The sequence below is a fragment of the Streptococcus macedonicus ACA-DC 198 genome, assembly GCA_000283635.1.
Taxonomy (GTDB): domain Bacteria; phylum Bacillota; class Bacilli; order Lactobacillales; family Streptococcaceae; genus Streptococcus; species Streptococcus macedonicus.
Genome location: HE613569.1, coordinates 782,439 through 796,166, shown reverse-complemented (window position 1 = coordinate 796,166; position 13,728 = coordinate 782,439). Strand labels below are relative to the sequence as shown.

Below are 13,728 nucleotides of genomic sequence, written 5' to 3'. Positions count from 1 at the left end.
CTGCTTAATCTGCCCAGACATCTTCAAATGCTACTGACAAATCTGGTTCAGGGCTATTTTGAGCAAATACGTAAGCATCATCAATTTCTTTAACCACTTGTGCATCAATAGCTTCCAATTCGTCATGGCTTGCCAAATGATTTTCAGTCAAATACGTACGGAATTTGACAAGTGGGTCTTTTTTCTTCCAGTCATCAACTTCCTCTTTACTACGGTATTTACCTGCGTCAGCTGTCGAATGCCCAAACCAACGGTAAGATTCTACCTCAACAATGGCTGGACCATTTCCAGAACGCACGTGGTCAACCGCTTTCCCCATTGTCTCATAAACCGCTAGAACATCATTGCCATCTTCGCAGTAAAAACCAGGAATGCCATAAGCTTCAGCACGTGTGTAGAGATGCGGTGTATTGGTCGCTCTCGTAATATCCATAGAGATACCATAGCGATTATTGATAATAAAGAAAATAACAGGTAATCCCCAAGTAGCTGCTAAGTTTACTGATTCATGAAAAGAACCCTCATTTGTCGCACCGTCACCAGAAAAGGCAACAACAATGTTGCCCGTTTTTTGATAATGCTGTGTCAACGCCGCACCAACAGCAAGCGCATAACCACCGCCAACAATACCATTTGTACCATAATTGCCTTTTTCAAAATCTGCCAAATGCATGGAACCACCACGACCTTTTGACACACCAGTTACCTTGCCAGCGAGTTCAGCCATCATTTTGTTCAAATCCATGTCTTTAGCAATACATTGCCCATGTCCACGGTGATTTGAAAAAATAATATCATCATAAGTCAAATGTGCCATTGCACCAACACTTGCCGCCTCTTCCCCAACTGAAAAGTGCGTCATACCTTGGACAAAACCGCGTCGAACTAACTTATTAATGCGCATATCAAACTCACGAATACGCTGCATTTTGAGATACATATCTATATATTGTTCTTGAGACAAATTCATCATATTGCCCTCCAAATATCTTTTTCTTACCCATTCATCATATAATATTATTTCCCAAATCACAAATTATTCAACCGAGATTTTGAAAACGTTTTAAAAACAACGGTAAAAGAGACGCCAAATGGTCTTTAAACCTTACTTCTCCTCCAATATTTCCCTTACCAATTTTTCGCAATCGACTTTGTCGTTTTTGATTTTATCAGATTGGTTGTTGCCAGTCGGTATAAATCGGAAAACGATAAATTCTGTTTCTTCTTTGTCATCACCAATGATTCAGTGTATGGATTGTTTGACACGTAAGACTTCACCGCAATTCGCCGTATAGGTCTTTATGGTATTATTTTCCAAAACTTGAATGATTACATTTCCTTTTGTTGGTACAATAATTTCCTCGATAGCTTGTTGCTTATGCCAATCCTGAATGGTATTTGCAGGTAAAACATTTTGATGAATCTCAAATTCGGGATATAAGAAATAATTCACCTTAGTTCCATTGCATTTTTCAACCGAAATAGCCTCTGAAAGTCGCCGAATGTTAATAGATTTCACCATGATAACCCTCCTTTGGTTTGAACAAAGTGTATCACGACAATTGAGCATTTTCAACTAAAAATATATACCTAAAATAGAAAAACAACCCTTGAAAAACAGCTCTGCTATTTTCCAAAGATTGTCTAAATCTATTATTCACTAATGGCATTACCTGTGTAAAGTTGGTAATAACGTCCTTTTTGCGCAATCAATTCGTCGTGGTTACCACGTTCGATGATATGTCCTTGTTCAAGAACCATGATACAATCCGCATTGCGAACTGTTGACAAGCGGTGAGCGATAACAAAGGTTGTACGACCCTTCATCAACGCATCCATACCTTCTTGAACGTGAACTTCGGTACGCATATCGATTGATGATGTTGCTTCATCCAAAATCAAAGCAGGTGGATTTACCACGGCTGCACGTGCAATAGCAAGTAATTGACGTTGTCCTTGAGATAAATTACTTCCGCCACCTGTCAAAATTGTATCATAACCTTCTGGCAAACGTTTAATGAAATCATGTGCATTAGCTAACTTAGCCGCAGCAATACATTCGTCATCAGTCGCATTCAAACGTCCGTAACGGATATTATCCATAACCGTTCCTGTAAAGAGGTGCGTATCTTGCAATACAATCTCCCTAAACTACGACGAAGATCAGCTTTTTTGATTTTACGAATATTAATACCGTCGTAATGAATCTTACCTTCTTGAATATCGTAAAAACGATTAATCAAGTTTGTAATGGTTGTTTTACCAGCACCAGTTGACCCAACAAAGGCAATTTTTTGACCAGGTTCCGCAAACAAATTAATGTCATGTAAAACCATTTTATCATCGTTATAACCAAAGGTTACATCTGAGAAGGTTACAGGACCTTCTTGCTTGTGATAAGTCACAGTGCCGTCTTCGTGTGGATGTTTCCAAGCCCACATACCAGTTGTTTCTTCAACTTCTTGAAGATTACCAGCAGCGTCCTCAGTAGCATTTACCAATTCAACATAACCTTCATCTGTTTCCACTTCGGCATCAAGTAGGTTAAAGACACGGTCAGCACCAGCCATCGCCCATGATAACTGAGTTGATTTGTTGACTGATTTGTGTAATCGGATTTGTAAAACTACGGTTAAGGACTAGGAAAGAAACCAATGTTCCCAAGGTCAATCCAGCATAACCATGAAGTGCTAGGGTTGCCCCAAGCATGGCACAAAGTACATAGGAAATATGTCCAATGTTAGCTGATACTGGCATCAAAATATTAGCATAGATATTGGCATTTGTGGCAGAATAGCGGAGTTGTTGATTGATTTTTCGGAAATCTTCTTTAGCACGTTCTTCGTAATTGAAAACTTTAACCACTTTTTGACCGTCCATCATTTCTTCAATGAAACCATTGACACGACCAAGGTCATTTTGTTGGTTATGGAAATGTTTAGACGATTTCGAAGCGATTTTACGCACAACAGTTAACAAAATCACAACCATAAATAGTGATAACATTGACAATGACACGTTAAGAATAAGCATGCTTGTAAAAGTCACCACGATTGAAAAGAATGAATTGACCACTTGCGGAATACTTTGGCTAAGCAACTGAGGAAGTGTATCAACGTCATTAGTATAGATAGACATGATATCACCGTGAGCATGTGTATCAAAATATTTGATTGGCAAGCGTTCCATATGAGTGAACAAATCAATACGAATACGACGCATTGTTCCTTGTCCAACATAAACCATCAAACGGTTATAAGTGTAAGAACTTAGAACACCAATGATACCAATAATGATTAATTGAAAAATAGCGTGCGCTAACCCTGAAAAATCTGGATTTTTAGCAGCTAAAAGAGGTGTAATATAACTATCAATCAATGTTTGCATGAACAAACTAAAGCCTACCATACAAAGCGCTGTTACTAAAATCAAAACCAATACTAGCAAGAAGCGCCATTTATAGTTTTTCAAGACATAAGCCAATACACGTTTTAGCGTATCTTGTTTATTAATTTCTTTTTTGGTTTGAGCCATTAATTGCTACCTCCTTCCGCATCAAAATCGCCGCCACCTTGTTGTTGAACATCGTTGATTCCACGGTAGATAGCATTTGTTTTCAATAATTCATCATGACTTGCAAATCCTGAAATCTTACCATCATCAAGTACCAAAATCTTATCGGCGTGTTGTACACTTGAAATACGTTGGGCGATAATGATTTTCGTTGTCCCAGGAATCGTTTCAGCAAATGATTGGCGAATATTCGCATCTGTTGCAGTATCAACGGCACTTGTTGAGTCATCCAGAATCAATACTTTTGGTTTTTTCAACAATGCACGGGCAATACAAAGGCGTTGTTTTTGACCACCAGAAACATTGCTACCACCTTGTTCAATCCAAGTGTTGTATTTGTCTGGGAAGCGTTCGATAAATTCATCTGCGCAAGCTTGACGGCAAGCTTCCATACATTCTTCATCTGTCACATTTTCATTTCCCCAACGAAGGTTATCCAAGATAGTCCCTGATAAAAGGACATTTTTCTGAAGAACAACCGCTACTTGGTCACGAAGAACTTTCAAATCGTATTCGCGAACATCACGTCCACCAACTTTAATTGAACCAGAATCAACATCATAAAGACGTGGAATCAAGTTAACAAATGAGGTCTTACCAGAACCAGTTCCACCAATAATACCAATGATTTCACCAGATTTAACGCTCAAATTAATATCAGAAAGCACTTCTTCACCACCGCCGTGTTTGTAAGAAAAATGCACATGGTCAAAAGTAATGCTTCCGTCTGAAACTTCCATCAATGGATTTTCAGGATTAACAATGTCAGCTTTTTCGTTAAGAACTTCTGAAATACGTTCCGCACTAGCCATACTCATTGAAATCATAACCATAATCATTGATAACATCATGAGTGACATCATCATGGCAAAGATGTAAGAAAGAAGTGATGTTAACTCACCTGTTGTTAAACTACCAGCTACGATAAAGCGAGCCCCAAACCAAGACAAACAAATCATACAAGCAAAGATGATAAACATCATGATTGGGTTATTGAAAATAACAATTTTTTCCGCTTTGACAAAGAGGCGGTAAATATTTTCAGCAGCCTTAGTGAATTTTGTATTTTCATGTTCTTCACGGACAAAGGCTTTTACCACACGAATACCAGAAATATTTTCTTGAACACCGGCATTCAAATCATCGTATTTACGGAAAAACATAGTTAAATGCAGGCATTGCTTTACGCATGATGAACAGTAATGAAGCCGCCAAAATGATAACAGCAAGAAGGAAAATCAAACTCAATTGACGGTCAACCACAAAACACATAAACATACTGAAAATGATTGTTAATGGTGCTCTGACAACCACACGAATAATCATTTGGTAAGCATTTTGAACGTTTGTCACGTCAGTCGTCATACGTGTTACAAGACCATCTGTGCTGTATTTATCAATATTTGAGAAAGCAAATGTTTGAATATTGTCATACATTCCTTCACGCAAATTAGCAGCAAAACCAGCTGAAGCCTGCGCCGCAAATTTCCCTGCTAGGAAACCTGTCGTCAAACCACAAATAGCCAAAAATAACATAAACAAACCATATTTCATGGCTACCGCAAGATTTCCTGCCTGAATCCCTTGGTCAATCAATTTCGAAATCACAAAAGGAATTGACATGTCGAAGAAAACTTCCAAAGCGGCACACAAAGGAGCTAGTAAAGATGGCGTTTTGTACTCCTTCACCTGCGCTAATAAAGTTTTAATCATTCTCGTCACCTCTTTCTACAACATTATAATAAGCTCTTTCAAGCAATAAATGAAACATCTCTTGCTCATCTTTGGTAAAATCCCCAACAATTGCACGCTCTGAATCATCTAAGTGTTCGCCCAAACGATTAATCAAAGCTCTACCTTCATCAGAAATTTCAACTTTTTTGATACGCTTGTCTTTCTCATCTTGGCTTGTTATAATCATATTTTTTTGATCTAAACGCGCCAAAATACCAGCCATTGTCGGCTGAGACACTTCAAATTGTTTCTCCAATTCTTTAAAAGTATAGCAGTTCTCTGTTCGCTTCAAAAACATCAAAACCCATGACTGCATAATCGTGATATTATACGGTTTTAGGAAATTGTTCATATTTTGTTCCAAACGATGTGCTATCCGTTTGACTAACCAGCCATAAGGAGCATTTGTCGGGTTCATTATTGCCTCCAAACTCAAAAAAGCAAGCCTCTCAAAACTTAGTCCAAAAACAATTTTTTAGCTAAATTTCAAGATTTGCTAGACATTTTCATCTATTTACCAATAGTTATTATAGAACTTTGACACAAAAAGTAGATAGCTTGCTATTGATTTTTTTAAAAACTAAAAAATGATATGCAAACTTGTCTAAAATTAGCCTATTGCTATTTCCAGACAGCTACATATCATTAAAATTACCCTTCAACCTGTTCGCTGAGTTCTTCCCATTCTAGCATGAGTTTTTCTTGTTGTTCAGTCAAGTCATCGAGTTCTTTTTGCAAATCAACGAGTTCTACGGCATCATTTGTGGCTAACATCGCTTGGTTGATTGCTTCTTCACGCGCTTCAATGTCTTCTAATTGATTTTCAATTTCAGCGATTCGGCGTGTGAGTTTGCGAAGTTCCTTTTGGTTAGCTTTTTGCGCTTGATAATCATTAGCTGGCGCTTTTTCAACAATGGCAACTGTTTTTTCCTGTGCTTCTTCGGCTTTCAAACGTTCCATTTCTTCCAGCTCCGCTTTTTTCTCAAGGTAATAATCATAATCACCAAGATAAAGGGTTGAGCCTTTTTCAGAGATTTCAAGCACTTTTGTTGCCACACGATTAATGAAATAACGGTCGTGACTGACAAATAAAAGCGTTCCGTCAAAATCAATCAAAGCATCTTCTAAAACTTCCTTGCTATCGATATCCAAGTGGTTGGTTGGTTCGTCTAGAATAAGGAAATTATCATTTTGCATGGACAATTTTGCAAGAAGTAAGCGGGCGCGTTCACCACCAGAAAGCATGCTGACTGATTTCTTGACATCATCGCCAGAGAAGAGAAAAGCTCCTAGACGATTACGAATTTCCACTTCTGGTGTCGTTGAAAAATCATTCCAAAGTTCATCAAGAACCGTGTTTGTACGCGTCAAATTTGATTGCGTTTGATCATAGTAACCCACTTCAACATTGGCACCGTAAGTTGACGTTCCCTTGATAAATGGAATTTGACCCACAATTGATTTAATCAAGGTTGATTTTCCAATACCATTTGGTCCAACAATGGCAATGGCATCGAATTTCTTGACATCAATATTAATTGGTTCTGACAAGATTTGGTCATCATAGCCAATTGCCGCATCTGTCACCGTCAAGACTACATTTCCTGACACTTTATCCGCATGAAAAGTCATGTTAGCTGATTTTTGCCCTGCCGTTGGTTTGTCCAAACGTTCCATTTTTTCCAACTGTTTACGGCGAGCTTGGGCACGTTTTGTCGTTGAAGCACGCACAATATTACGTTGAACAAAGTCCTCTAACTTGGCAATTTCTTTGGCTTGTTTTTCATAATTTTTGGCTTCGAGTGCTAACTTTTCAGCTTTCAAATCTATAAATTTAGAATAATTACCAACATATCTGTCAAGCGAATGTGCTGTCAAATCAAGCGTCACCGTTGCCACCTTATCCAAGAAATAACGGTCGTGACTGACAATAATCAAAGCGCCTTGATAGTTGACCAAGTAATTTTCAAGCCAAGCAATAGTTTCGATATCCAAATGGTTGGTTGGTTCGTCTAGCACTAGTAATTCAGGCTTTTCAAGCAACATTTTGGCAAGCGCCAAGCGTGTATTTTGCCCGCCTGACAATTCCGAAATCTTCATTTGCCACATGGATTCATCAAATTTAAAAGCATTTAAAATCGCCTTGATTTCCGCCTCATAGGTAAATCCACCCTTGACACGAAATTCCTCTGACATACGGTCATAATCTGACATCAATTTATCAAAAGCATCACCTGTCAGCTCTGCCATTTGCATTTCCATTTTACGCAAACGTGATTCCATGCTACGTACATCATCAAAAACGTGCAACATTTCATCAAAAATCGTATTCTCTGACTCGAAACGACTATCTTGTGCCAAGTAAGATAAAGTCAAATCACGTTTTGTGTTAATTTCACCAGATGTTGGTGTTTCTTCGCCGACTAAAATTTTAAGCAAAGTTGATTTTCCAGCACCATTTCGCCCAACCAGCGCAATACGGTCTTTCTCAGCAACTTGAATATTAATATTATCAAAAAGTACATCACCCGAAAACGAGCGTTCAATTTTATTCCCTTGTAAAATAATCATATGTCTATTTTACCAAATCACAAGTCGTTAAACTAGGAGAATATGAAAAAATCTGCCGAAATCAGCAGATTTTCCAAGATTTATGGTCAGTTTAAGAAGCATATAGCTCTTGAACTTTTTGGATATCGACATCTTGAATACCGTAGTAAGACCCTGAAGATTGCATAACAGACTGTTCATCGTCATCATGGTCAAGTCCGATAGCGTGCCCCAATTCGTGCTCTGCGGTGTAAACGATACGATCATGCGTGTAACCATAGTCATTTTCCGTTAAATAATAAGTGTTCAATTTCACATCAACATGAGTAATTCGATTCGTCAAAGCATTTGTCTCTGTCTCTGCAAAGCCTGCTGCTTTCGAGCTAGCATCAGAATAATCAGTCGCAATAATGTCCGCCGATGATTCATCAGAAACCAAATTAAAAGTAAAAACTCCTGTGGCATTCCAAGCATTGATAGCTTCCTCATAAGCTTCAATCAACGTTTCATTAGTCGTCTCAATATAGACATTGGCAGAATTACTTGACCAACGTGCCCCCGAATAATAAGTAAAATCATCCGTTGACAAGTCTTTTAGGCTATTTGCAATATCATCACTATTTGCCGAAAAATAACTTGTGACATTATTGGCAATGGTTGAAATCGTATTGGCTAACTGAGAACTGCTGTTATTGGCATAATATAGTAAACCAAAACAAACAATTCCAATAATTACAATCGTTCTAAAAATAGCCCAGAAAAAATTCCAGATAATACTGATAATGAGCCTGGGAATAAAAAAGATTATCCTAAATAAATTTTTCATACTTATCCTCACTTTCTAGAATTTTTGGATTAAATACCATACTTTCAAATCTTGGGCTTTTAGTGTATCAATCAAAACTTAAAAAAACAAGAAAAAACTGCACATCCAAAATAATAAATAGGGAGACTTGGCTTTTGCCTTACCTCCCTTATCTTCTTATCTCACTTCCATAACTACTGGTAAAATAGCAGGGCGACGTTTGGTTTGGTCGAAAAGGAATTTTGCCACATCATCGCGGACAGCTCCTTTCAATTCACCCCAGTCAAAGCTTTCTTGTGCCAAGTAATTTTCAACAGTTTGATTAACCAATTCAGCTGATTCACGCAAAATATCACGGCTTTTCTTGACATAGACAAAACCACGTGTGTGAATTTTAGCTTTTGAAACAATTTTCTTTTCGCGTTTATTAACAGTCAAGGCAACAATGAGAATACCATCTTCTGACAAGACTTTGCGGTCACGAAGAACAATGTTACCAACGTCACCAATCGCATTTCCATCAATCATCACATCACCAGCTGGGACACTTCCCTCGTGATTAAAGCCATCTTTACCAAGAACCATGACATCACCACGTTTGACGATGTAGATATTTTCTGGATACATACCAACTTCTTGCGCTAACTCAGCATGCGTTGCCAAGTTACGGTATTCTCCTTGAACTGGGAACAAATATTTTGGTTGAAGAAGGTTAATCATCAACTGCAAATCACGCGCATTGGCATGACCTGAAACATTCGTTGTTTGTGTGATAAGTTTAACCACACCACCAGCTTTGTAAATCAAGTTTTCGACACGCGCAACAGCTGCTTCTTTTGAAAGACTTGGCGTTGTAACGATGTAAACAAGGTCGCCTTCCTTAATTTGCACATAACGGTGACGTCCAAGCGCCATTTTTTGCAAACCATTAATCGGTTCACCCATACGACCAGCTTCAAGAATAATCAATTCATGGTCTTCAAACTTGTGCATGTCTTTTGGTTTGACAATCAATTTTTCATCAACCAAACGCAAGCGTTTCATACGAATGGCTGTGCGGACAATATTTTCAGCGTCAAAACCAGTTAAAACAACACGACGACCATAGTCTGCGGCTGAATCAAATACCTGCTGAATACGAACCAAGTTAGAAGCTACGGCTGCAATAATCACACGACCTTCAGCATCTGCGATAATGCTATCCATCTCAGCAGCAACTTCTGATTCGCTAGCTGTCAGAACATTACTTGTCGCATTAGCAGAATCAGAAAGAAGAGCTAAAACGCCTTCACGCCCAATTTCAGTCAAACGAGACAAGTCTGTACGGTAATATTTACGGGCAGCTTGGTCAAATTTGAAGTCGCCTGTATAAACAATATTTCCCTCATCTGTACCAACAACAATCCCCAAACTTTCAGGAATTGAGTGAGTTGTTTTAAAGAATGAAATTGTCGCATCTACAAATTCAATTTCAGTTTCTGCGTCAATAACATGGAAATTATTAAATTTTTTAACATTGTTATTTTTCTTAACAAAAAGCTTCGCTAACTCAATTGTCAACGGTGAGCCAAACACTGGCACTTTAAATTCCGATAGAATATAAGGCAAAGCTCCGATAGCGTCTGCGTGCCCATGCGTCAAGAAAATTCCTTGCACACGTTTTTTATTTTCAACTAGGTAGTCAATATTTGGAATGACTTCATCTACACCCAATTGTTCAATTTCAGGATATTTAAGTCCAGCATCCAAAATGAAAATAGAGTCATTAACTTCTACCACATAGAGGTTTTTCGCATTTTCGCGCACACCTCCAAGGGCAATAATTTTAATATCGCTCATTACGATGTTTTCTCCTCATTTATTTTTTATACGAGCAAATTACTTTGCTTTTTTCATACAAACGGTCCTTGCCTCCAAAAAAGGTTAGCAAGTCGAATTACAGCACTATTATTATACCATATTTTCAGAAGATTTTCTTCTTTTGGAATTAGAGAGCTCGATTGTGGGGATGAAAAAGCTGAGCACTTTGACTCAGTTTCACTAATTTTAAAATTCTCTAAGTATTAGTCATACATTGATTCATAAATAGTTTTCAACATGGTTTTAAGTTCCTTTTTGACTACCTTTAGCAATTTTTCCTGCTGTGATGATGTTAGACTTTCTCCGTAGTGTATGCCACCGTTATCAGAAATCATTACATATGTATCAAACATTTTTAATTTTTGATTTAGTTCAAAATAAACTTCCGTTTCTTCATCAAGAGTATAAGATATTTCAAACTTATCATTCTTAGGACGATAAACCCAAACAGTTTTCTTTTGATTTAGAATCCGTGGAACAACACCACCTATTAAACTCTCCTTATCAGCAACATTATATCCTAATCTATCTAATTTTTTATATACCTTGAATTATTCATCAAAACATCTAACTGCTCATAAGTTGTTCCCTTTTCATAAGCCCTTTTAAAATCATGATAACGATAAGCTCGGTAACCAAAAAACGAAGCAACAAGCACAAGGAGAACAATTATGACAGAGACAATTATTGTTTTCTTCCTATTCTGCTTGACAAACAGACTGCGTGCTCCTTGCTTGTTCTTCTGACTGCTCCAAAGTCATATTAAGTCCCATTTCGTTTCTCCCCCTGTAAAGATAACTTACGTCTTTCATTGCGGACGTTGTCTATCTCATCTTCAAGCCGTATCTCCTCTTTTTTTAAATCAACAATCGAATCAATCACACAATCAAAAGTTCGTGACCGAAAACCTCTTTGCTGATTATTATTAAGCTCAATCTCGCCTGCATAATGGCTGTGCTCTAAAATTTCCCAAAGGCTATTTTCTAACCTTAGACTTTCCCTATCATACCATTCAAAATCATTAGAAATACTTTCTGCAAGCTTACGATTATCCGTCGTCGCTTCCTCAAAAAACTGCAATAATTTGACATTCTTTTTGAATTAATCTATCTTTACTAGCCACTCTAACTTAACTCCCAAAACTTTCTGCACCCAATTGATCCACCACTTCAAAATCACTAGCTACCGAATGAAGATTTTGAGAAGCTGTTTCAACACTTGACACAATTTGTGCTAACAAAGACTTTGATTCTTCCATAAGGTCGTGAGCTTTTGTATTCCCTTGAAGCTCCGTTTGTGTATCTTGACTAGCATTACCAACGTCACTTAATGTTTGACAAGCAGTCACAAGCTGACTAGCGTAAGTTTGTGCAGTCTCCTTATCACTCCTAATTGTCGTCATAAATCCCGTTCTCCCATTATTCTGTTTAAAATTATATTTATTTTATCATAAACCTTAATCACAATAAAAGCACTAACAGTACTATGCTAGTGCTTTATGGAGTTTTTTTTACAACATTATCTTACATTTTAAGAAAAATATCATTTTAGTTTTTGTATAACAATGCGCTGTTCTCTCACTCAAACAATTGATAATAATCAGCGATTGCCATTTGGGCTTTTTCGTCTTGATTAAGATCTTTGATAATTTTGCCGTCTTTCATAACAATCAAACGGTTGCCATATTTCAGAGCGTCTTCCATGTGGTGTGTAATCATGAGTGCTGTCAAGTGGTCACCTGTTACAAATTCATCTGTTACATTCATCAAGGATACACTCGTTTTAGGGTCAAGGGCTGCCGTATGTTCATCAAGTAGCAACAATTCTGGGCGTTTTAGCGTTGCCATGAGCAAGCTAAGTGCTTGACGTTGCCCGCCTGATAAAAGCCCAGTCGGCGTTTCCAAATGCTTTTCAAGACCATTACCAGTTCGTGCAACCAACGCTTGAAATTCATCGGTAAACGCATGAATTTTTCGTGGCAAAAGACCACGTTTTTCACCACGATATTTGGCAATAAGAAGATTCTCAGCCACAGTCATACGTGGTGCTGTTCCCATTTTAGGGTCTTGAAAGACACGCGCCAAATAGTTAGCACGTTTTTCAGCAGGTGAATGCGTCACATCTTTGTCTAGGATATAAATGCTTCCGCTAGTCAACATCAAAGTTCCAGCAATCACGTTAAAAAGCGTTGACTTCCCAGCACCATTCCCACCTAAAATCGTCAAAAAATCATGTTCATAAATCGTCAAATTCACGTCATCAAGGATTGTTTTGACCTCGTCAAGACCGTTATTAACTTGAACGGTAGCATTTTTTAATTCTACAATTTTTTTCATCGCGATAAGGTCACTCCTTTGAAAAATTTATTTTTAAGAACGGGAACCATGAGACAGAGTGCCAAGACAAGTGCACTAAACAATTTGAGGTAGTTCGTATTGAAGCCAAGGGAAATAACTGCCGTGATTAAGAATTGATACAAAATCGACCCAACAACAATGGCAATCAAACGCTCTAAAAGTGTTAGACCAGTTGAATACAACACTTCTCCGATAATGATACTAGCAAGCCCGATAACAATCACACCAATTCCTTTTGAGACATCAGCGTAGCCATCTTGTTGGCTGACAAGAGCACCTGACAAAGCAATCAACCCATTTGAAATCGTAAGCCCCATAACTTCCATGCGGTCGGTATTAATCCCAAAACTTTTTGCCATATCACGGTTATCACCAGTAGCAATATAAGCCTGACCAAGTCGTGTGTATAGGAAGAAAATCAATCCTGAAATAACAATAGCAACCGCTAAAAGACCAATAATCAGCAAGTTAGTGCTGTCTGCAAACGGGAATAAATCTTGCAATGTTTTAATATCAAGCAAGCCAAGATTAGCACGTTTCATAATCATGAGCATGATTGAGTTACAAGAGGTCATCACCAAAATTCCTGCTAAAATGGTTGGGATTTTTCCTTTGGTATAAAGCAAGCCTGTCACAAGCCCTGCAAAACACCCTGCAAGCATTCCTGCAAGTGTTGCTAAAACAGGATGAAAACCATGGTTCATCAAAGTAACAGCCACTGCTCCTCCAAGCGGAAATGAGCCTTCTGTTGTCATATCTGGAAAGTTCAAGATTCTAAAGGTAAGGTAAATTCCTAGACCAAGAATTCCCCACAAAAGCCCTTGTGATACTGACGAAATAATCATCTGA

General features: G+C 38.0%; 9 protein-coding genes and 4 pseudogenes. All 13 read right to left on the bottom strand.

What is annotated here, in order from left to right; translation table 11 throughout:
* Positions 1 to 4: 4 nt before the first annotated feature.
* The gene (locus tag SMA_RS04085; RefSeq protein ID WP_014294362.1) at positions 5 to 973 is read right to left on the bottom strand and encodes a thiamine pyrophosphate-dependent dehydrogenase E1 component subunit alpha; all 969 of its coding nucleotides are present in this window, start codon (positions 971 to 973) and stop codon (positions 5 to 7) included.
* Positions 974 to 1,105: 132 nt separating this feature from the next.
* Positions 1,106 to 1,522 (bottom strand): annotated as a pseudogene (locus SMA_RS04080) (cupin domain-containing protein).
* 131 nt (positions 1,523 to 1,653) lie between these two features.
* Positions 1,654 to 3,534 (bottom strand): annotated as a pseudogene (locus tag SMA_RS04075) (ABC transporter ATP-binding protein).
* Positions 3,534 to 5,286, bottom strand: a pseudogene (locus SMA_RS04070) (ABC transporter ATP-binding protein). The pseudogenes SMA_RS04075 and SMA_RS04070 overlap by 1 nt, the downstream one beginning before the upstream one ends.
* A complete protein-coding gene (locus SMA_RS04065; protein WP_014294360.1) occupies positions 5,279 to 5,725 on the bottom strand; it encodes a MarR family winged helix-turn-helix transcriptional regulator in 447 nt (148 codons plus the stop codon). The pseudogene SMA_RS04070 and the gene SMA_RS04065 overlap by 8 nt, the downstream one beginning before the upstream one ends.
* 233 nt (positions 5,726 to 5,958) lie before the next feature.
* Complete coding sequence (locus SMA_RS04060; RefSeq protein WP_014294359.1) at positions 5,959 to 7,878, bottom strand: ABC-F family ATP-binding cassette domain-containing protein; 1,920 nt, start codon at positions 7,876 to 7,878, stop codon at positions 5,959 to 5,961.
* 91 nt (positions 7,879 to 7,969) lie between these two features.
* Complete coding sequence (locus SMA_RS04055; protein WP_014294358.1) at positions 7,970 to 8,683, bottom strand: matrixin family metalloprotease; 714 nt, start codon at positions 8,681 to 8,683, stop codon at positions 7,970 to 7,972.
* A 156-nt stretch (positions 8,684 to 8,839) separates the two neighbouring features.
* Complete coding sequence (locus SMA_RS04050) at positions 8,840 to 10,501, bottom strand: ribonuclease J (protein WP_014294357.1); 1,662 nt, start codon at positions 10,499 to 10,501, stop codon at positions 8,840 to 8,842.
* A 224-nt stretch (positions 10,502 to 10,725) separates the two neighbouring features.
* Positions 10,726 to 11,210: pseudogene (locus SMA_RS10865) on the bottom strand (hypothetical protein).
* A 74-nt stretch (positions 11,211 to 11,284) separates the two neighbouring features.
* On the bottom strand, positions 11,285 to 11,602 hold the full coding sequence (locus SMA_RS04045; RefSeq protein ID WP_014294355.1) for a hypothetical protein: 318 nt from the start codon (positions 11,600 to 11,602) through the stop codon (positions 11,285 to 11,287).
* A gap of 49 nt (positions 11,603 to 11,651) precedes the next feature.
* Positions 11,652 to 11,924 carry a TIGR04197 family type VII secretion effector gene (locus SMA_RS04040; RefSeq protein WP_014294354.1) on the bottom strand — a complete coding sequence of 91 codons (273 nt, stop codon included), beginning with the start codon at positions 11,922 to 11,924 and terminating at the stop codon, positions 11,652 to 11,654.
* A gap of 175 nt (positions 11,925 to 12,099) precedes the next feature.
* The gene (locus SMA_RS04035; RefSeq protein ID WP_014294353.1) at positions 12,100 to 12,858 is read right to left on the bottom strand and encodes an ABC transporter ATP-binding protein; all 759 of its coding nucleotides are present in this window, start codon (positions 12,856 to 12,858) and stop codon (positions 12,100 to 12,102) included.
* Positions 12,855 to 13,724: an ABC transporter permease gene (locus SMA_RS04030; RefSeq protein WP_014294352.1), complete on the bottom strand. Its 870-nt coding sequence runs from the start codon at positions 13,722 to 13,724 to the stop codon at positions 12,855 to 12,857. Before SMA_RS04030 ends, SMA_RS04035 begins: the two co-directional genes overlap by 4 nt.
* Positions 13,725 to 13,728: the final 4 nt, after the last annotated feature.

Coding starts and splice junctions, on each gene's coding strand:
- SMA_RS04065 (WP_014294360.1), bottom strand. CDS start 5,725: ATGAACCCGACAAATGCTCCTTATGGCTGGTTAGTCAAACGGATAGCA.
- SMA_RS04055 (WP_014294358.1), bottom strand. CDS start 8,683: ATGAAAAATTTATTTAGGATAATCTTTTTTATTCCCAGGCTCATTATC.
- SMA_RS04060 (WP_014294359.1), bottom strand. CDS start 7,878: ATGATTATTTTACAAGGGAATAAAATTGAACGCTCGTTTTCGGGTGAT.
- SMA_RS04040 (WP_014294354.1), bottom strand. CDS start 11,924: ATGACGACAATTAGGAGTGATAAGGAGACTGCACAAACTTACGCTAGT.
- SMA_RS04030 (WP_014294352.1), bottom strand. CDS start 13,724: ATGATTATTTCGTCAGTATCACAAGGGCTTTTGTGGGGAATTCTTGGT.
- SMA_RS04035 (WP_014294353.1), bottom strand. CDS start 12,858: ATGAAAAAAATTGTAGAATTAAAAAATGCTACCGTTCAAGTTAATAAC.
- SMA_RS04050 (WP_014294357.1), bottom strand. CDS start 10,501: ATGAGCGATATTAAAATTATTGCCCTTGGAGGTGTGCGCGAAAATGCG.
- SMA_RS04085 (WP_014294362.1), bottom strand. CDS start 973: ATGATGAATTTGTCTCAAGAACAATATATAGATATGTATCTCAAAATG.